Genomic DNA, 18,579 nt, shown 5'->3' with positions numbered 1-18,579 from the left:
GTGCCGGCCCTCGGGTTCTTCACGGAAAGGTTGTTGTTGTGGGAAGGCGGCCTCGAGGCCGCTCTGCGCTAAGCACCAATGCCCGTCGATTGCATTGATACAAGGCAATGTAGTGCCTGGAATGGTACGCCGCACGCCGGGTGCTGCCGCCGTGGCCGGTTGCCGCGCGGCAGCTTGTCGCGCGGCTGGTTGTCTCAGCCAACATATATCCAAAAAGAATATTTGAATGAATAAATAATATTTTTATGGAATATTAAGTCCGGCTAGCTTGTGTACCAACGGCCCCGATGAGAGCCGTAACCCAACACTGCCGCCGGGAGCGGTTGACGACCACGAGTCGCACCAGGCTCCCCGGAATGCCGCCCCACAAGGACCTCGAAAATGAAAAAGCTGCTGCTCCTGACTGCCATCGCCGCTGCCTTCAGCGCTTCTGCCTTCGCCAACGAAAAGCTGGTGGTCGCCGCCACCCCGATCCCGCACGCCGAGATCCTCGAGCTAATCAAGCCGACCCTGGCCAAGGAGGGTGTGGACCTCGAAGTGAAGGTCTTCACCGACTACGTGCAGCCCAACGTACAGGTTGCCGAGAAGCACCTGGACGCCAACTACTTCCAGACCAAGCCGTACCTGGACAACTTCAACAAGGGCAAGGGCACCCACCTGGTCACCGTGACCGGCGTGCACGTCGAGCCCTTCGGCGGCTACTCGAAGAAGTACAAGTCGCTCGCAGAACTGCCTGACGGCGCCACCGTCGCCCTGCCCAACGAGGGCAGCAACAGCGGTCGCGCGCTGATCCTTCTGCAGAAGGCAGGACTGATCAAGCTGAAGGACCCGAGCAACGCCCTGGCCACACCGAAAGACATCGCCGAGAACCCCAAGCACCTGAAGTTCAAGGAGCTCGAATCGGCCCTGCTGCCGCGCGTGTTGGACCAAGTCGACCTAGACCTGATCAACACCAACTACGCGCTGGAAGCCAAGCTCAACCCGGTGAAGGACGCCCTGGTCCTGGAGGACCGCAACTCGCCCTACGTGAACTACCTCGTGGCGCGCCCGGACAACAAGGACAGCGACGCGCTGAAGAAGCTCGCCGCCGCCCTGAACAGCCCGGAAGTGAAAACCTTCATCGAGAAGAAATACGACGGCGCGGTAGTCCCGGCCTTCTGACCTGACCCTGGCGCGTCGCCCGCCCTGGCCGCGCCAAACGACTCCCACGCAGGGCGCGGCCATAAGGTCGCCTTTTACGCCGGTGAGAACAGTTCACCGGCGTTTCTTTTTCGACCTCCGCCTGGCGGAGACGGACGACGAGGTATTCGCCATGAAGGCTCCCCAGCCGCTGCTCACCTTCCCCGACGCCGACAAGAGTCCGCTGAGCATACGCGCCAAGGCGCTGGTGTTCTTCGACCCGCGCTCGCACGCCGTGCGCGATGCCGTCGAGCAGCTGGCGCCAGGTGTGCAGCCGGTCCTGATCCGCGGCGAGACCGGCACCGGCAAGGAGCTGCTGGCGCGCCACATCCACCGCGCCAGCGAGCGCTCCGGGCTGTTCGTCGCGGTCAGCTGCAGCGCGCTCAGCCGCAACTTCGCCGAGGCCGAACTGTTCGGTTACGCCCCCGGCGCGCACAACGGCCCGGTAGGCAGCCGCGCCGGCTGGTTCGGTTCGGCCCAGGGCGGCACTCTTTATCTGGACGAGATCGCCGACCTGCCGCTGGCCCTGCAGGAAAAACTGCTGCGCGTGCTGCAGGAACACGAAGTGCTGCGCTTCGGCGCCCGCGAGCCGATCCCGGTGGACGTTCGCCTGGTGGCCGCCACCAGCATCGACCTGGGCCAGTCGGTGGCCGCCGGCAAGTTCCTCGAAGGCCTGCAGCAGTACCTGGAAGGGGGCAACCTCGAACTGCCGCCGCTGCGCGAACGCCCCGGTGACATCCTGCCGTTGGCCCAGTACTTCCTCGGCGTGCACGCCCAGCGCCTGGACCTGGACGTACCGGAGATCGACGTCTCCGCCCAGCAGGCGCTGGAGAGCTACCCCTGGCCAGGCAACATCCGCGAACTGGAGAACGTCATCCACTTCGCCCTGCTGGTCAGCCCCGGCACGAGCATCGGAGTGCAGCACCTGAACTTTTCCGCCGGCGCACCGCTGGCGTCGCTCGACGACCTTCGCCGCCTGTTGCAGCTACCGGGCGCCGTCGCGCAAGTGCGCGCACTGCTCGCAGAGGTAGAGAAGGAAGCACGCTCGTAGGATGGGTTGAGCCTCCGCTAAACCCACCCTACGCAATCTCAAAGTGTTACCTCACGCCACACACAAAGCGCACATCGCGAAAAAGTGCGACAAACGGTAGCAGTGAAAGCCTTCGCGGGCCCCAATTACGACGACATAGATTCCTGAGCAAACTAACTATTTCAGGGTTTTATCTGGAAAAGTCAGAAGTATTCAGCCCCATCGACCACTTCAATACTAACCATCAAGAGCATTAGCTTCTTTTTGTCATAAACATCAGGGAAAATGGCTTCCAGGCAGTCGGGACCCATTTCCCCGACGCCATTTGGAGATCATCGTGTCTAGCTTCGCCGCCCTTGCCAGCTTCTTCGCCGCTACTGCCTTCCTGAACGTGCCGCAACAGGCCGATCCGGATCGTCATGCAGACCGCCGCGTCAAGAAAGCCCGCCGCAAGTAAGCCGTCGCCGGCCAGCCGCACCTGCGGCTGGCCGAGCAGGCTCCCCTCTTAGCGCTTGCCGAGCACCTTTCGGTAGAACAGCGCACAGATCACCAGAAACACCAGCAGTCCCAGCCACTGCGCCGTCTCCTCGAATCCCCCACCGACCAGCGCCAAAGGCGCGTCCTTGCCACTGGTGCCGATCAGCGCAGCCAGCAGGATGCCCATCAGGCTCTCGCCGACGATCAACCCTGACGCCAGCAGCACGCCACGCCGGCGCGACACATCGGCGAACTTCTCCTCGTCTACTCCGGCCGCCTGTGCGCGACGCTTGAGCGCGCTTTCCAGCAGCCAGGCGAGCACCGCGCCGACCACAAGGGTCATGCCGATAGTGGGCGGCAAGTAAATGCCCAGCCCCACCGCGAGCACTGGCAGGCTGGCCTTGCCAGTCCGGCGCAGCAGCACGTCGACGAGGATCAACGCGATGCCCAGGGCCACGCCGATCAGGATCATGTTCCAGTTCAGCGCGTTGTGGAAAATCCCGCTGGCGATCGCCGTCATCAGGGTCGCCTGCGGAGCCGCCAGGGCCTGCGCCGGGTCCATGCCTTCACGCGGCAAGGCGCCGGTGAAGCCATAAGCCTTGAACAACAACTCCAGCACCGGCGGGATTACCAGCGCGCCGACCAGGCAGCCGACGATCAGTGCCACCTGCTGCCGCCAGGGCGTGGCGCCGACCAGGTAGCCGGTCTTGAGGTCCTGCAGGTTGTCGTTGGAGATCGCGGCGATGGCCAGCACCACCGAAGTGGTGAACAGCGCCAGGGCGATCGCCAGCTTCCCGCCGTCACGCGCGAGGAAATCGCCATCCAGCGAGCCGGCGCCAAGGATCAGCAGCGACACCAGGATCACCGCGATGATGCCGATGCCGGAGATCGGGCTGCTGGAGGAACCGACCAGGCCGGCCATGTAGCCGCAGGCCGCGGCGATCAGGAAGCCGAAGAAGAAGGCGAACACCACGCAGACGCCCACGAGGCCCCAGAAGCCGGCACCGTGCAGGTCCGGCGCAGCCTGGCCGAGGAAGTAGGCGAAGACCACGAACAGCGCTACCAGCAGGAAAAAGGCAATGGCCAGGATCCAGCCCGCCGGCATGTCGCGCTCGGTGCGCAGGTCGCTGCTTTCGGCGCGCCCGGTCACCGCGCCGAGGGACGCCCAGACGCCCTGCACCATGGGCTTGAACAGGGTTGCCAGGGTCCAGAGCGCGGCCACCCCGATGGTGCCGGCGCCAAGGAAGCGCACCTGGCTGCTCCACAGCTTGCTGGCCAGCTCCGGCAAGCTCTGCCCCGCGGCCAGGGTGGCGTTCACTGTCAGCAGCGGCACCGCCACGCCCCAGGAAATCAGCACGCCTATAAGGATGGCGATACCGGCCGTGATCCCCATCAGGTAGCCGGCGCCGACCAACGCGAGCGAGAAGCCGGTGGACAGGCGGAAAGCCGCCTGCCCGGCCGTCAGCCAGAAACTGAAACCCTCGGCGAGCAGCTTGAAGCCGCTGCTGAACAGGCTGAACAGCGCCGCGACTAGGCCGCCGGCGAGGATGTCGCGCAGGCCCGGCTTGCCGGCGTCATCCGCCGTCGGATGCTCCTCTTCCTGGCTGCCGACGCGGAGAATCTCCGCCGCCGCCACGCCTTCCGGATACGGCAGGCTGCTCTGCACCACCATCACCCGGCGCAGCGGGATGGTGTAGAGCACCCCGAGGATGCCGCCGATGGCGCAGATCGCCGCGGTTTGCCAGAACGGGAAGCCGGCCCAGTAGCCGATCATCAGCAGCCCCGGGAGGATGAAGATGATCGAGGACAGGGTGCCGGCGGCCGAAGCCTGGGTCTGCACCATGTTGTTCTCGAGGATGTTAGAGCCGGGGAAGTAACGCAGCACCGCCATGGAGATCACCGCGGCGGGGATCGAAGAGGCGAACGTCAGCCCGACCTTCAACCCCAGGTAGACGTTGGAGGCGGTGAACACCACGGTGATCAGGGCGCCGAGGATGAGCCCGCGCAGGGTCAGTTCGGCCAGGTTCGATTCATCCGGAATCCGTTCGAGCATGGAAGCAGTCTCGCGCAAATGACCTGGCAAGCTTAGGCCAGAGCGGTTGGGGCGCACACGACGGGGAAATGTCGCAGCCGCGCGGACCGTTCGCGACGGACGGCTGGCGAGAAAATGACCATACGTCGCTTTCTTGACGATTCCTGGGGACCTTTGCTCTTTTACGTTGTCATAGCAGGGCTAGGCGGAGGTACGACCATGAACGCCACGCATCGCTACGCCATCCACTATCGACTTCGCGAACAGCCGCGCCGGCTGATCCATGAGTCGCAGGAAGCACCCAACGAGTTCCTCGCGCTGCTGCAGGTTCTGCTGCACCTCGCCCAGGAAACAGGCGAGGACCCCACCGGCCTGACCGACGGCTCCTGGGAACCCAACCTGATTCCCAGCCTGAAGAGCAGCGCCGACCGCGCCGGCGTCAGCCGCGTGCGTATCGTGCCAATCGACTGAGCGCCGCGCTCAGCCCTCGGCTCTGCCGCGCCACTGCGGCAGACCGATCAGCACCACCGCGCCAATGATCACCGCCATCGCCAGGGCCTCCGGCCAGCCGATGCTTTCGCCGGCGAACAGCACCCCGAGCAGCACCGCCACCGCCGGATTGACGAAGGCATAGCTGGTCGCCGCCGCCGGGCGCACATTGTTCAGCAGGTAGATGTAGGCGCTGAAGGCGATGATCGAACCGAACACCACCAAGTACCCCAGCGCCACCCAGCCGCGCAGGTCCGGCATCTGCTGTAGGTGCTCGCCGGAGACTTGGCTGCCGAGTAGCAGGGCGACGCCCCCCACCAGCATTTCCACGGCGCTGGCCATGGGCCCGGCGGGCAGCGGCAGGCGCTTGCTCCAAACCGAACCGAAGGCCCAGGAAGCCGCCGCGAAGACGATAAGCGCAGCGCCAGCCGGGCTGCCCTGCAGGTTCGAACCAAGGTTGAGCAGGACGATGCCGCACAGCCCCAGGCCGATCCCGGACCATTCCAGCAGGCTGTTGCGATGGCCGAACATGCGGCCGAAGACCAACGTGAACAGCGGCACCGTGGCCACCGCCAGCGCGGCCACGCCCGAAGCCACGCCCCAGTGCTCGGCCACCGTCACCCCGCCGTTGCCGCCGCTGAGCAGGAGGATGCCGATGGCCCCCGCGCTCAGCCATTGCTTGGCGCTGGGCAGCGGCGCGCCGCGCCACAGCGACCAGGCGAACAGCAGCCCGCCGGCGATGACGAAGCGGCAGCCGGCCATCAGCATCGGCGGCCAGGATTCGACGCCAATGCGGATCACCAGGTAGGTCGAGCCCCAGATGAAATAGAGGGCGAAGAACGCGGCCACCAGCGTCAGCGAGACGCGCGGCTTGGGCAGGGGCATGACGGACATGGCGGGGGCTCGACAAGTGGGAGGGAGCGACTCATTTTATGAAGCGGAAATTTCCGAGATAAGGCACAGAGAACGCTTTATCGGGCGTAACACTTTTCTTTCGATGGAAATTCGTCGCCACCGCCATCGAATCCACTGCGAGGCATTTCCATGGACAAATACGATCGCGCCCTGCTTGCCGCCCTTCTGGAAAACGGCCGCCTGCCGTTCGCCGAACTGGCCCGCCGCATCAACCTCTCGCCCCCGGCAGTCGCCGACCGCGTGGCACGCCTGGAGGCCGACGGGGTGATCACCGGCTACCACGCCAGCGTCGACCTGGCGAAGCTCGGCCGCCCCATCCAGTGCCTGATCGAACTGCGCCTGAACGACCACCGCGGTGCCAGCCTGCTTGGGCGCCTGGCGGAGATCCCACAGATCATCGATTGCCACCGCATCACCGGCGAATCCTGCGTGATGCTCAAGGTCGCGGTGACCTGCACCGCCGAACTGGAAGAGCTGATCGACCAGTTGGCGCAGTACGGCGCCAGCAAGACCTCGCTGATGCTCTCGACCACGCTCGATGGGCGGGTTCATCCGGCGATGCTGCAGAGCGGCTGAGCGCGAGCACCGCTCTTCCGCTCTTGTAGGAGCGGATTTCATCCGCGAAAGGCTGCGCACGGTGCCTCCCTGTAGGAGCGAGCTTGCTCGCGAACTTCACGGCAAGGTGTTCTTCGCGGGGCGGCGGCGCATAACCGCGAACGGTTATGCGCCCTACGATTGGAATCGACGCGGGGATTTTCGCGGATAAGATCCGCTCCTACAGGATGACGCCGACATCCCCGTTCGCGGCGGACGGCCCCCTCTCCCTTCAGGGAGAGGGCTGGGGAGAGGGTTGCGGACCTCGCCCCGGACGCCGTCGCCAAGCCTGGCTCCGCCCCCTCCCTAGTCCCCCCCGCAAGCGGGAGAGGGACTGTTCTGCAGAACGAAGAGCCCTGCAGCCAGCCGATTGCCTCGATTCGCGAGCAAGCTCGCTCCTACAGGAGGCATCGGTGCACGGGATTTCGCGGATGAGCGGGAAAGCGCAGGCGAAAAAAAGGCGGCGCCGCTTGCGCGGCACCGCCTGAAGTCACGGAGTTGCTGTTACATCGTGGGCCGGCAAGGGGTGCCGTCCCGATGTATTGGATTACCTTTCGACGATCGCGGTCACACCTTGGCCGCCCGCCGCGCAAATCGAGATCAGCCCGCGCCCCTTTCCGGCAGCGTCGAGCAGCTTGGCCAGGTTCGCGACTATACGCCCGCCGGTCGCCGCGAAGGGGTGGCCGGCGGCCAGGGAGCTGCCCTTGATGTTGAGCTTGCTGCGGTCGATAGAGCCCAGCGGCGCGTCCAGGCCGAGGCGGGTCTTGCAGTACTCGGCGTCTTCCCAGGCCTTGAGCGTGCACAGCACCTGGGCGGCGAAGGCCTCATGGATTTCGTAGAAATCGAAGTCCTGCAGCGTCAGGCCATTGCGCGCCAGCAGTCGCGGCACCGCATAGACCGGCGCCATCAGCAACCCCTCGGCGCCTTCGCCGACGAAGTTCACCGCAGCCGCCTCGCCATCCTTGAAGTACGCCAGGATTGGCAGGCCACGCGCCTTCGCCCACTCTTCGCTGGCCAGCAGCACTACCGAGGCGCCGTCGGTCAGCGGTGTGGAGTTGGCCGCCGTCAGGGTGCCGCGCGGGCCGCGCTCGAACACCGGTTTGAGGGTGCCGAGCTTCTCCAGGTTGATGTCCCCACGCAGGTTCTGGTCGCGCACCAGGCCGCGGAACGGGGTCATCAGGTCGTTCTGCCAGCCTTCGTCGTAGGCCTTGGCCAGCTTGATGTGGCTCTCGTAGGCGAGCTTGTCCTGCTCATCGCGAGGGATCTGCCAGGTCTGCGCCATCAGCTCGCAGTGTTCGCCCATCGACAGCCCGGTGCGCGGCTCGCCGTTCTTCGGGATGTGTGGCATCAGGTGGCGCGGACGGATCTTCAGCAGGCTCTTGAGCTTGTCGCCGTTGGACTTGCCGCGGTTGGCCTCCAGCAGGATCTTGCGCAGCCCTTCGTTGACACCAATGGGAGCGTCGGATGTGGTGTCAACGCCACCGGCGATGCCGCATTCGATCTGCCCGAGGGCGATCTTGTTGGCCACCAGGATCGCCGCCTCCAGGCCCGTGCCGCAGGCCTGCTGGACGTCGTAAGCCGGGGTTTCCGGCGCCAGGCGAGTGCTCAGCACGCATTCGCGGGTCAGGTTGAAGTCGCGCGAATGCTTGAGCACCGCGCCGGCGACCACTTCGCCAAGGCGCTCGCCGTGCAGCTTGTAGCGCTCGACCAGGCCGTCGAGGGCGCTGGTCAGCATCTCCTGGTTGCTCGCCGTCGAGTAGACGGTGTTGGAGCGGGCGAAGGGGATTCGGTTGCCGCCGACGATGGCGACCCGACGCAGTTGGGTCATGCAAGGCTCCTTGCGGGCTGAGCGGGGGTTGTCGCACAGGCTAACCTTAGCCGCTGGCGTCGCATTGGCCGCCTCGCCACCGCGCAGGTCAGCGCGGTCAATTGCGTGGCGGCCGTGCCTGCGTACAGTGGTCAGCACTTCGAGAATCCGTGCAGGAGCCCGCTTCCATGTCCGATCGCTACATCGCCTTCGCCAACTCCAATGTCGGCCGCCGCCTGGTCGGCGCCCTCGGCCTACCCGCGCCGGTACGCCTGGAGCGCTGGAGCGCCGGGCGCACCCGGCCGGTGGATGGCGCCCTGCTGCTGGGCGGTACGGGTGGGCTTGGCGAGATCGTGCTGGGCTTTTCCAAGCGCCTGACCGACAGCGTCTTCGCCGCCGTGGACCACCAGTACGGCCTGCCGCGCTGGACCGCCGAGCACGGGCCGAAACTCAAGGCGATCGTCTTCGATGCCAGCGGCCTGACCGGCTTCGAGCAACTGATCGAACTGCGCACCTTCTTCCAGGCGACCATCAAGGGCCTGGGCCTGTGCCCCCACGTGGTCATCCTCGGACGCGCCCCCGAGTCCGTGAAGGACCCCATCGCCGCCAGCGTGCAGCGCAGCCTGGAGGGTTTCAGCCGCTCCCTCGGCAAGGAAATCCGCCGTGGCGGCAACGTACAGCTGCTCTACGTCGGCAAGGGTGCGGAAGACCAGCTCGAAGGCGCGCTGCGCTTCTTCCTCTCGCCGAAAAGCGCCTACGTCTCCGGCCAGGTGATTCGCCTCTCCGCCTACGCCGGGCAGGTGCAGGACTGGAGCCGCCCGCTGGTGGGCAAGCGCGCCCTCGTGACTGGCGCCGCGCGCGGCATCGGCGCGGCCATCGCGGAAACCCTCGCGCGTGACGGCGCCGAAGTGGTGCTGCTCGACGTACCGCCGGCCAAGGACGCCCTCGATGCCCTCGCCGCGCGCCTGGGCGGACGCGGCCTGGCCCTGGACATCTGCGCGCCGGACGCCGGGGCGCAGCTGGTGGAAGCCCTGCCCGAAGGCATCGACATCGTGGTGCACAACGCTGGCATCACCCGCGACAAGACCGTGGCGAAGATGAGCGAGGCGTTCTGGAGCTCGGTGATCGACGTCAACCTCAAGGCCCCGCAGGTGCTGACCCAGGCCCTGCTAGACGCCGGCAAACTGCACGACCACGGCCGCGTGGTGCTGCTTGCCTCGATCAGCGGCATCGCCGGCAACCTCGGGCAGACCAACTACGCGGTGAGCAAGGCCGGCCTGATCGGCCTGGCGCAAGCATGGGCGCCGGCGCTGGGCAAGAAAGGCATCAGCATCAACGCGGTGGCGCCGGGCTTCATCGAAACCCAGATGACCGCCGCCATCCCGCTGACCATCCGCGAAGCCGGCCGACGCATGAACTCCATGGGCCAGGGCGGCTTGCCGCAGGACGTCGCCGAAGCCGTGGCCTGGTTCGCCCAGCCCGGTTCCGGCGCGGTGAGCGGCCAGGTGCTGCGGGTCTGCGGGCAGAGTCTGCTGGGCGCCTGAGGCCATCGGCGGATAACCGCTACGCGGTTATTCGCCCTACCCCACTGCCCGATACGGAGTTTCTCAGGACTTGCTGACGCGGCGGTTGATCAGTTGGTCGAACTCCGCACGACTCAGGCGCTTGTCGCCGTCGCTGTCGCCGCGGACGATCAGCGCCGGTTCCTCTTCCATCAGCTCGGCACGACTGATGCGCCCGTCGCCATCCAGGTCGCGCCAGGGCAAGGCGTTCGGCGAACGCTGCGTCCCCTGCTGGGGCGCAGCCGTCTCCTCGCCACTCAGGTAGCCATCGCCGTCACGGTCCAGGCGCTTGAACATGCGCTCGCGCATCGGCGTCATGTCCTGGCTGTCGATGAAGCCATCGCGGTCGCGGTCCAGGTGGGCGAAGGCGCGATCGCCATAGTTCTCGGCGAAGCTCGGCGCGGCGGCGGCGAGCAGGATGGCGCTGAGCGCCAGGACGCGGAGTCGGCAAGACATGGTGGGGCACTCTCTCTGTGGTCGAACCCGCGCAGGCTAACCGCGGCGCCACTCGAATTCGTACGATCCCAGGTCGGGTCTGCCCCCTTGTAGGAGCGGATTCATCCGCGAAAGCGCCGGCATGGCGCCCTCCAGTAGGAGCGCGCCATGCGCGCGAATCGCGGCCATGGGCCGCTCCTACGTATTTTCTGGGTCCCCGCGTTCGCGGGGATGACGCAGGAGAGTACGAATTTCAATCCCGTCACTCCCGCGAACGCGGGACGCGGGACGCGGCTCTATTGCGAACAGCGCTTGCGCTGGCCCGAAGGGGAATAGCCCAAAAGACAGTTGCTCCTGCAGGGATGCGCCGTGCACAGGATCAGGCCTTCCCGCGCTTGCGGAACTCCACCGGCGTCTCGCCGACCCAGCGCTTGAAGGCGCGATAGAAGGTGCTCGGTTCGGAGAAGCCGGTGCGCTCGACGATCACCTCGATGCGCTCGTCGGTCTTGAGCAGCAGCTCCTTGGCCAGTCGGCAGCGGTAGTCGGTGACCAGGTCGTTGAAACGCACCCCGGCCATGGCCAGGCGCTCACGCAGCCGGCGGGCCGGCATATCGAGACGCGCGGCGACTTGTTCCAGGGTCGCGCCGCCATCCACCAGCAGTTCGCCGATCAGTTCGCGGACCTTGCGCACCAGGTCCAGCCGCTCGACCTCGGCCAGTTGCCGGCGCGCCAGGGACTCGTGCATGCGCAGCAGTTCCGGCGCGGCGTGGCGCGAGGGTTTTTCCAGTACGGCGGCGTCGAATTCCAGCGCGTAGCGCTCGGCGCCCAAGCGCACCGGGCAGCCGTAGACCTGCCGATAGCGCTCGGCCGGCGCGCCCTGCTCGTGCATCAGCTGCACTTCGCTGGGCTTGAAGTCGCCCTCGGTGAGCGCGTGGAACAGGCGGATCACTGCGCCGGCGAGCATTTCCGGGAAGTGCCGGTTGGTCCCGGCGTTGTGCCCGAGCAGCAGCACGGCGCGCGAGCCATCGACTTCGAGGCGGGCGTTCAGGGTGTCGGAGAGCAGGCGCACGTAGCGCAGGGCGTGGCGCAGCCCTTCGCCGAAGGTGGCGCTGGAGAGGAACAGGTATTCCAGAAGCAGGCCGTGGAAGGCCGGCAGGTGCCCGGCCAGGTACAGGCCGACGTGCTCCTCGCCGCACTCTTCGGCTGCCGCCTTCCAGAACAGGTTCTGTGCACTGTGGGGGAAGCGTCCGGTCGGCAGGCCACCCGGCGGCAGGCCAACCCGTGCGAGCACCCGGTCGGGATCGCTGCCGCTGGCGCGCAGGGCGTCGATCACCGGGCGCATCAGCGCCACATCGTCGGTCAGATCACGCATGGTGTTTTTTTCTAGTTATCCATGGGGCGGGCCCATCTTAGGCAGCTTTCCTACCGCCTCTCAAGAGACAGCCTACGTGCTTCATGGAATTATCCACAGAGCCCGCCGCAGAGCGTCCGATTGACCGCCCTGCCGCGCGCCACGGCCGGGCGGCCAATGCCCGGCTTGCCCCGGCCGCTAAGCTGGAGCGCATTTCCGCTCAGGAGGTTTGCGATGCCCAAAGACTGGCTGGACCTGTCCGCCCCACCCGCCCTGCCCGGCCTGTTCATGCGTGCCGCGGTGCGCCGTGGCCTGCGTGGACGCACGCTGCCGACCCGCGGCCTGCGCGCACCGGTGATGGTCGACGCCAAGCATCTGGAGCGCTATCGCCAGGTCTGCGGCTTCCGCAACGACCACCTGCTGCCGCCGACCTACCCGCACATCCTCGCCTTCGGCCTGCAGATGGGACTGCTCACCGAGGCCAGCTTCCCCTTCCCGCTGCTCGGCCTGGTGCACCTGGAGAACCGCATCAGCGTGCTGCGCCCGCTCGGCGGCCTCGGCCCGTTCCAGGCCAGCGTGCGGGTCGCCGACCTGCAGCCGCACGACAAGGGGGTGACCTTCAGCCTCATCACCCAGCTGCATGACCAGCTCGGCCTGCTCTGGGAAGGCGACAGCCGCATCCTGTTCCGCGGCATGCGCCTGGACGGCACGCCGCCCGTGCGCGAGGAGCAATCCGAGCTGCCGCTGCAACGCATCGACCAGTGGCAATGCCCGGCGGACATCGGCCGGCGCTACGCCCGCGTGGCCGGCGACTACAACCCCATCCACCTGTCCGCCGCCAGCGCCAAGCTGTTCGGCTTCCCCCGCGCCATCGCCCACGGCCTGTGGAACAAGGCGCGCAGCCTGGCGGCCCTCGGCGAGCGCCTGCCCAATGCCGGCTATCAGGTCGAGGTGCGCTTCCAGAAGCCGGTACTGCTGCCCTCGGAAGTCACCCTACTGGCCAGCGAGGCCGCGCCAGCCGGGCAGTTCAGCCTGCGCGGCAAGGACGACCTGCCGCACATGGCCGGCGCCTGGAAACCGCTCGACGCTTGAAGCGGCGGGCGCTAAGCCGGAAGCTATGGGGCTCCCAAGGAGCCCCTGATGAACCTCGAAGAACTGACCGCGCGCCTGCACGCGATCCGCGACCGCAACGACTGGAAGCGCTTCCACGCGCCGAAGAACCTGGCCATGGCCGCCAGCGTGGAAATGGCCGAGCTGGTGGAAATCTTCCAGTGGCTGACGGAAGACGAATCGCGCCAGCTGCCGGCCGACAAGCTCGCCCACGCCGGGCAGGAAGTCGGCGACATCGTCCTCTACCTCCTGCTGCTGTGCGCCGAACTGGGCCTGGACATGGACCAGGTGGTGCGCGCCAAGCTGGCCGACAGCGAGAGGCGCTTCGCCAATGGCTGACCGGCATTTCGACGAACTGGCCGCGCGCTTCGCCGAGAAAATCTATGGCGGCGCCAAGGGCGCCATCCGCCTCGCCGTGCTGCAGGCGGACCTCGCCGAAGCCCTGCCCGACCGCCCGCTGCGCGTGCTCGACATAGGCGCGGGGCTGGGCCACATGTCGCTCTGGCTGGCAGAACGCGGCCACAACGTCACCCTCGCCGAACCGGCCGCGCCCATGCTCGAAAGCGCGCGCCAGCGCTTCGCCGAAGCCGGTCGCGCAGCCACCTTCATCGAAGCGCCCTGGCAGGACCTGCTCGGCCAGCTCGACGAGCCCTACGACCTGGTGATCTGCCACGCGGTGCTCGAATGGCTGGCCGAGCCGCACAGCATCCTCCCCGTGCTGCACCAGCTGACCCGCCAGGACGGCTGGCTGTCGCTGGCCTTCTACAACCGCGACGCGCTCATCTACCGCAACCTGCTCAAGGGCCACTTCCGCAAGCTGCGCAAGCAACGCTTCGCCGGTGAAGGCCAGAGCCTGACTCCGCAGCAGCCGCTCGACCCGCGCGAGCTGGAAGCGGCCATGGCCGAGCACTGGCGGATCGAGGCGCGCAGCGGCGTGCGGGTGTTCCACGACTACATGCCGCAGGAATTCCAGCAGAAGGCCGAAGCCCTCGACCTGGTCGAGATGGAACTGGCCTACCGCCGCCACCCGGCCTTCGCCGGCCTCGGCCGCTACCTGCACTGGCTGTGCCGCCCGCAGGAATAGGTGCAGAATCCCCGAATTCCCTTCGATCGCGCGCGCCCAGCCGGCGCGCGGGAGCCTTGCATGTCGTCGCGTTCGCTGTTGATACCCGCGTTGCTCGCCCTGGCCGCCTGCCAGTCGCCCAACCCTTACAAGTCGCAGTCGCTGCCGCCGCCCCCGGTGCCGGCTGCGGCGACGCATCCCGCGTTCGACCCCAGCGCCTACCCGGCGGCACCACCGGACTACGGGCGCTACCGCTCGTGGAACTGGACCGGCACGCCCGGCAGCGCTGCTGCCGCGAGCCCGCTGGAAGAGGCGGTCAGCGAAGGGCTCGACCAGGTCGGCCTGCGCCCGGCGCGCCCCGGCGTAGCGCCCGATCTGCGCGTCACCGCTCACCTCTCCAGCGAACAACGCACCCGCCAGGTGACCGACTACTACGGCGGCGGCTACTACGGCGGCTGGAACGATCCGTGGTACGGCGCCTCCATCCCGGTGGTGCGGACCTACGTGGTGCAGGTCAACGTGGTGCGCGTCGAACTGGCCGACGCCCGCGACCAGCAGACGGTCTGGGCCGGCTCCGCCGAGTACGAGCCCAGCGGCAACCAGAGCGAGCAGGCCAAGTCCCTGCGCGCGGCGGTGCGCCAGGCGCTCTCGGGCTACCCGCCGCACTGAGGCGAGCGACTGTCCGATTTTCCTGCCGGCGAACCTCGCGCCAGGGCCTGCGCGGACCCTCGGCGCGCTTGCCTTCACCGGCACTCTGCGCTTGGATGAGAACTCTGTCTGGAGCGCTGCATCATGGTCCGCCGCCTGCTCTTGCTGGGCCTGCTTTTCAGCCTGGCCGCCTGTGAAACCGTCAAGCTCAACCGCGACTACGACACCAGCCGCGACTTCTCCCGCTACACCAGCTGGAGCTGGGCGCAGCCGTCGTTCGAGTACCGCCCGGACGATCCGCGGATCAAGAGCGACCTCACCCAGCAACGCATCCTCGAAGCGGTAGCCGACCAGCTCGACCAGCGCGGCCTGCGCCCGGCGCCTGCGGGCGGCCACGGCGACCTGCTGGTGCGCGCCTACCTGATCGTCGACGCCCACCAGGACCAGGTCACCACCTACACCGGCGGATTCTGGGGTGGTTACTGGGGCAATGGCTGGGGCGGGCCGATGGTCGCCGAGTCGCGCACCTACGACTACAAGACCGCCACCATCCAGGTCGACCTGCTCGACGGCAAGGACGGCAAGCTGGTCTGGCGCGGCAGTGGCGAACAGACCATGAACAGCAGCATGCAGTCCCCCGCCGAGCGCTCGGCGACCATCAACGACGCGGTGCGCAAGCTCATGGCGCAATACCCGCCGCACTGACTCAGGTAAGCCTCATGCAGCACCGCCCCGCCCGCCTCGACGACCTGCCTGCCGTGATCGGCTTCGTGCAGGACCGCGACGAGCTCTTCTACGCCTACCCGAAGGCGCGTTGGCCGTTCGACGTCGAACAGCTGGCCGCCGCCTTCGCCGAACGCCGCGCCAGCACCCTGGCGCTGCTCGACGAGCGCCCCGCGGCCTTCGCCAACTTCTACCAGTGCGAGCCGGGCCACTACTGCGCGCTGGGCAACATGATGGTCGCGCCCTGGGCGCGCGGCCGCGGCGTGGCGCGCTACCTGATCGGCGTCATGGAAGCCCTGGCACGCGACGACTACGCTGCCCGGGTCATGAAGATTTCCTGCTTCAACGGCAACGCCGGCGGCCTGCTGCTCTACAGCGGCCTGGGCTATCGCCCGACCGCCATCGTCGAACGGCAAGCCCCGGACGGCCAGCGTGTGGCCCTGGTGCAAATGGAGAAGGCCCTTGAGCCAAGCTGACATCCAGCGCGTGCTGATCATCGTCCACAGCGGCCCGAGCACCCCGGCGCGCTGCGCGGCGCCCTTCTACACCGCAACCCTGCTGGCCTGCATGGACGCCGAGGTGACCCTCTTCCTCAGCGGCGAAGGCGTACAGCTGGCGCGCCAGGATGTGGTCGACAGCCTCTACGCCGCGCCGGGCGGCGAGCCGGTCAGCCATTTCATCCAGCAGGCCAAGGAAGCCGGCGCGCGCCTGCTGATGTGCCGCGCACCGGGCGTGCCGATCGACGAGAGCGCGCTGATTGCCGAGATCGACGAAATCGCCAGCGGCGGCGAGCTTGCACGGATGATTCTCGAATACGACCGGGTGCTGACCCTGTGAGGCTGCACGGCCTGGAGTTCCCCGACGACCGCCTCTACGCGCCGGAGCACAACCTCTGGCTGCGCGAAGAAGCCGACGGCGCCGTGACCCTGGGCCTGACCGCCTACGGCTGCGCGCTCTACGGCGAGATCTTCGCCTTCACCCCCAAGCGCGACGGCTGGCACATCGAGGAAGAACGCAGTTTCGGCGTGGTGGAGTTCGCCAAGGCGGCCTCCTCGGCGCGCAGCCCGCTGGCCGGCACCCTGCTGGTGAGCAACGACGCGGTCGTGCGCCAACCCGGCCTGATCAATCGCGACTGCTACGGCGCAGGCTGGATGGTGCGCCTGCGCCCGGACGACTGGGCCGCCGCACGCGGTCGCTTCGTCAGTGGCCAGGCCGCGCTGGACGCCTTCGCCGAGCGCATGCGCCTCGACGCCTTCGACCCCGACGGCGAGCAGGTCCAGGCGCTACGCCGCGACTGAGCTTAATGCAGCGCTAATGTTCCGCTGCCAGTCTGCTGCAATCGCCAAACTCCCCACGAAGAAGGAGTTCCTCCCATGCTCAAGACCTGTGCGTTCGTCCTGTCCGTCGCTGCGCTGTCCGCCCTCGGTGGTTGCGCCGCGCAATCGAGCTACAACCTCGGCTCCAGCTTCAACGGCATCGAGTCGCCGGTGAAGGAATCCTTCGGCATCGACAACCTCGAGCGCCAGCCGAGCCATAGCTCGCAGTTCCAGGGCCAGAGCGATTTCTCCGCCCAGCAACAACAGATGCTGATGCAACCGTGACCCCGCGCGCCGCCGCACGCGCGGGCTGCTAGGGTTAGAACACCCCCGGCCCAACCGATGCGGAGGCGCGATGCGCCACTGGATTTCCCTGCTGCTGAGCGGCCTGCTGTTCTTGCAGGCCGCTTCGCTGCGCGCGGACCAACCCGCGCAACCCGGCTTCGTCTACCTCGACCAGGTGCTCAAGCACGCGCAGTACGACGCGCGCTACTACAGCGGCGACAACTTCGTCGGCACCCGCATCGACGGCTATGAAAGCGCCCGGATCATCCTCAGCCAGCCCGCCGCCAAGGCCCTCGCCGAAGTGGAAAGCGACCTGTCGCTGAGCGGCCAGGAACTGAAGATCTTCGACGGCTACCGCCCGCAACGCGCGGTTGAACACTTCAAACGCTGGGCGGCCGACCTCAACGACACCCGCACCCAGGCCAGCTACTACCCGCAGATGAAGAAGACCGAGCTGTTCAAGGACGGCTACATCGCCCAGCACTCGGGGCACTCGCGCGGCAGCACGGTGGATTTGACGCTGATCGACAGCAAGACCGGCAAGGAGCTGGACATGGGCAGCCGCTTCGACTTCTTCGGCCCCATCTCCCACCACGGCAGCAGCCTGATCAGCGTGCAACAGACCCGCAACCGCGAAACCCTGCGCAGCGCCATGCAGCGCCACGGCTTCGAGCCTTACGCCAACGAGTGGTGGCACTACACGTTGAAGCAGGAACCGTATCCGCAGACGTACTTCGATTTTCCGGTGAAGTGAAAGGCTCTTCGTAGGAGCAAGCTTGCTCGCGAACCTGAGCAGGAGGGAGGGTTTCGTTGCATGCAACGCCATCCTGCGATGCCGCTGCGAAGAGAGGTTCCGGCAGCCGCGCCATCAAGCACGGCTGCTGGAAAGGGGGGTATCAGTCGTCGGCGCCGTCGTCGCCGCTACTGCTGTCGCTATCGCTGTCGTGCTTGCTCGACGAAGTGGCCGCGTTGCCCAGGCCCTTGTCATTGTGGGTGCCCGGCGTGGTGCCGGAGATGGCGGAGGCCTTGCCCAACCCGGTGGTGTCCTTGGAGTGAGCCACTGCGGAAGTGGTGCTGCCGTGGCCCTGGCTGTCGTTCTTGGCCTGCCCGGAGTGCTTGCCGTTGATACCGTGGTCGCGGGTCGCCTTGCCTTTGGACGCATGGCCGTCGGTCGATTTGCTGGAGTCCCGGCCATAATGATTGCCGCTTTCGCCGCGGTCGCGGGTCGCCTTGCCCTCATGGTCGCTGCTCAGGCCAGCACCCTTGCCGTTGGACGAGTGGCCACCGCCGCTGTCGCCGTGGCTGCTACCGTGCCCGCCACCGTTACCACCGCCATTGCCGCCGCCGTGACCACCACCGCCCCCGTTACCGCCGCCACCACCGCCACCGCCACCGCCGCCATTGCCGCGGGCATAGGCAGAACCCATGGGGGACAGGTCACTGGGGAGCAGGACCGCCGAGCCGAGCATGAACGCGCACGTGGCTATGGCGGCGATGAAAGTCTTCTTTTGTTTGAACATGGGGCCTCCTGAAAGGCATGTACTGACTCGCCCATAATGACCC

At 67.0% G+C, this 18,579-nt stretch carries 21 protein-coding genes; 15 read left to right on the top strand and 6 right to left on the bottom strand.

Annotated elements, in window-relative coordinates; genetic code table 11:
• The first annotated feature begins 381 nt into the window (after window positions 1-381).
• Together ACA097_RS16055 and ACA097_RS16050 are read left to right on the top strand one after the other, a co-directional pair.
• Window positions 382-1,161 carry a MetQ/NlpA family ABC transporter substrate-binding protein gene (locus tag ACA097_RS16055; protein WP_371364490.1) on the top strand — a complete coding sequence of 260 codons (780 nt, stop codon included), beginning with the start codon at window positions 382-384 and terminating at the stop codon, window positions 1,159-1,161.
• A 151-nt stretch (window positions 1,162-1,312) separates the two neighbouring features.
• The gene (locus ACA097_RS16050) at window positions 1,313-2,230 is read left to right on the top strand and encodes a sigma 54-interacting transcriptional regulator (protein ID WP_371364488.1); all 918 of its coding nucleotides are present in this window, start codon (window positions 1,313-1,315) and stop codon (window positions 2,228-2,230) included.
• Window positions 2,231-2,714: 484 nt separating this feature from the next.
• Here ACA097_RS16050 and ACA097_RS16045 read toward each other — a convergent pair whose 3' ends face one another.
• Complete coding sequence (locus ACA097_RS16045) at window positions 2,715-4,739, bottom strand: OPT family oligopeptide transporter (protein ID WP_371364486.1); 2,025 nt, start codon at window positions 4,737-4,739, stop codon at window positions 2,715-2,717.
• A gap of 198 nt (window positions 4,740-4,937) precedes the next feature.
• Here ACA097_RS16045 and ACA097_RS16040 point away from each other — a divergent pair, with 198 nt between their 5' ends.
• A complete protein-coding gene (locus ACA097_RS16040; protein WP_371364484.1) occupies window positions 4,938-5,189 on the top strand; it encodes a hypothetical protein in 252 nt (83 codons plus the stop codon).
• A 9-nt stretch (window positions 5,190-5,198) separates the two neighbouring features.
• Here the strand turns inward: ACA097_RS16040 and yedA are convergent, their stop codons facing one another.
• Window positions 5,199-6,092 carry a drug/metabolite exporter YedA gene (gene yedA, locus ACA097_RS16035; protein ID WP_371370529.1) on the bottom strand — a complete coding sequence of 298 codons (894 nt, stop codon included), beginning with the start codon at window positions 6,090-6,092 and terminating at the stop codon, window positions 5,199-5,201.
• A gap of 159 nt (window positions 6,093-6,251) precedes the next feature.
• Between yedA and ACA097_RS16030 the strand changes: the two genes are divergently transcribed.
• Window positions 6,252-6,698 (top strand): Lrp/AsnC family transcriptional regulator, encoded by a 447-nt coding sequence (locus ACA097_RS16030; protein ID WP_371364482.1) that lies wholly within the window; start codon window positions 6,252-6,254, stop codon window positions 6,696-6,698.
• A 565-nt stretch (window positions 6,699-7,263) separates the two neighbouring features.
• Here the strand turns inward: ACA097_RS16030 and ACA097_RS16025 are convergent.
• The gene (locus tag ACA097_RS16025) at window positions 7,264-8,544 is read right to left on the bottom strand and encodes an acetyl-CoA C-acetyltransferase (RefSeq protein WP_371364480.1); all 1,281 of its coding nucleotides are present in this window, start codon (window positions 8,542-8,544) and stop codon (window positions 7,264-7,266) included.
• A 167-nt stretch (window positions 8,545-8,711) separates the two neighbouring features.
• On the opposite strand from ACA097_RS16025, the gene ACA097_RS16020 reads away from it, so the two are divergent.
• A complete protein-coding gene (locus ACA097_RS16020; protein WP_371364478.1) occupies window positions 8,712-10,067 on the top strand; it encodes a 3-oxoacyl-ACP reductase in 1,356 nt (451 codons plus the stop codon).
• A 63-nt stretch (window positions 10,068-10,130) separates the two neighbouring features.
• Here the strand turns inward: ACA097_RS16020 and ACA097_RS16015 are convergent, their stop codons facing one another.
• Both ACA097_RS16015 and ACA097_RS16010 read right to left on the bottom strand, forming a co-directional pair.
• Window positions 10,131-10,541 (bottom strand): EF-hand domain-containing protein, encoded by a 411-nt coding sequence (locus ACA097_RS16015; RefSeq protein ID WP_043255535.1) that lies wholly within the window; start codon window positions 10,539-10,541, stop codon window positions 10,131-10,133.
• A gap of 358 nt (window positions 10,542-10,899) precedes the next feature.
• Window positions 10,900-11,892: an AraC family transcriptional regulator gene (locus tag ACA097_RS16010; RefSeq protein WP_160288477.1), complete on the bottom strand. Its 993-nt coding sequence runs from the start codon at window positions 11,890-11,892 to the stop codon at window positions 10,900-10,902.
• A 213-nt stretch (window positions 11,893-12,105) separates the two neighbouring features.
• On the opposite strand from ACA097_RS16010, the gene ACA097_RS16005 reads away from it, so the two are divergent.
• The 10 genes from ACA097_RS16005 (at window position 12,106) to ACA097_RS15960 (ending at window position 17,770) form a co-directional block, all read left to right on the top strand.
• Window positions 12,106-12,963 carry a MaoC family dehydratase gene (locus ACA097_RS16005; protein WP_371364475.1) on the top strand — a complete coding sequence of 286 codons (858 nt, stop codon included), beginning with the start codon at window positions 12,106-12,108 and terminating at the stop codon, window positions 12,961-12,963.
• A 48-nt stretch (window positions 12,964-13,011) separates the two neighbouring features.
• Window positions 13,012-13,320: a MazG-like family protein gene (locus ACA097_RS16000; protein WP_043255540.1), complete on the top strand. Its 309-nt coding sequence runs from the start codon at window positions 13,012-13,014 to the stop codon at window positions 13,318-13,320.
• Window positions 13,313-14,065: a methyltransferase domain-containing protein gene (locus tag ACA097_RS15995; protein ID WP_043255542.1), complete on the top strand. Its 753-nt coding sequence runs from the start codon at window positions 13,313-13,315 to the stop codon at window positions 14,063-14,065. Before ACA097_RS16000 ends, ACA097_RS15995 begins: the two co-directional genes overlap by 8 nt.
• 60 nt (window positions 14,066-14,125) lie before the next feature.
• On the top strand, window positions 14,126-14,713 hold the full coding sequence (locus ACA097_RS15990; RefSeq protein ID WP_371364472.1) for a DUF4136 domain-containing protein: 588 nt from the start codon (window positions 14,126-14,128) through the stop codon (window positions 14,711-14,713).
• 123 nt (window positions 14,714-14,836) lie between these two features.
• Window positions 14,837-15,397 carry a DUF4136 domain-containing protein gene (locus tag ACA097_RS15985; RefSeq protein ID WP_371364469.1) on the top strand — a complete coding sequence of 187 codons (561 nt, stop codon included), beginning with the start codon at window positions 14,837-14,839 and terminating at the stop codon, window positions 15,395-15,397.
• A 14-nt stretch (window positions 15,398-15,411) separates the two neighbouring features.
• Window positions 15,412-15,891, top strand: a complete 480-nt coding sequence (locus ACA097_RS15980; protein ID WP_371364467.1) for an N-acetyltransferase family protein — start codon at window positions 15,412-15,414, stop codon at window positions 15,889-15,891.
• Complete coding sequence (locus ACA097_RS15975; RefSeq protein WP_371364465.1) at window positions 15,878-16,252, top strand: DsrE family protein; 375 nt, start codon at window positions 15,878-15,880, stop codon at window positions 16,250-16,252. The genes ACA097_RS15980 and ACA097_RS15975 overlap by 14 nt, the downstream gene beginning before the upstream one ends.
• On the top strand, window positions 16,249-16,713 hold the full coding sequence (locus tag ACA097_RS15970; protein ID WP_043255555.1) for a glycine cleavage system protein H: 465 nt from the start codon (window positions 16,249-16,251) through the stop codon (window positions 16,711-16,713). The genes ACA097_RS15975 and ACA097_RS15970 overlap by 4 nt, the downstream gene beginning before the upstream one ends.
• 75 nt (window positions 16,714-16,788) lie before the next feature.
• Window positions 16,789-17,016: a hypothetical protein gene (locus ACA097_RS15965; RefSeq protein ID WP_371364462.1), complete on the top strand. Its 228-nt coding sequence runs from the start codon at window positions 16,789-16,791 to the stop codon at window positions 17,014-17,016.
• Window positions 17,017-17,086: 70 nt separating this feature from the next.
• A complete protein-coding gene (locus ACA097_RS15960; RefSeq protein ID WP_371364460.1) occupies window positions 17,087-17,770 on the top strand; it encodes a M15 family metallopeptidase in 684 nt (227 codons plus the stop codon).
• Window positions 17,771-17,912: 142 nt separating this feature from the next.
• On the opposite strand, the gene ACA097_RS15955 is transcribed toward ACA097_RS15960, so the two are convergent.
• Window positions 17,913-18,536 carry a hypothetical protein gene (locus ACA097_RS15955; RefSeq protein WP_371364458.1) on the bottom strand — a complete coding sequence of 208 codons (624 nt, stop codon included), beginning with the start codon at window positions 18,534-18,536 and terminating at the stop codon, window positions 17,913-17,915.
• Window positions 18,537-18,579: the final 43 nt, after the last annotated feature.

Origin of the sequence: Pseudomonas sp. QL9, from assembly GCF_041409665.1 — a bacterium.
GTDB classification, from domain to species: Bacteria; Pseudomonadota; Gammaproteobacteria; order Pseudomonadales; family Pseudomonadaceae; genus Pseudomonas; species Pseudomonas knackmussii.
Note: the sequence above shows the minus strand (reverse complement) of the source record. Positions and strands in the feature narration are given on the sequence as shown.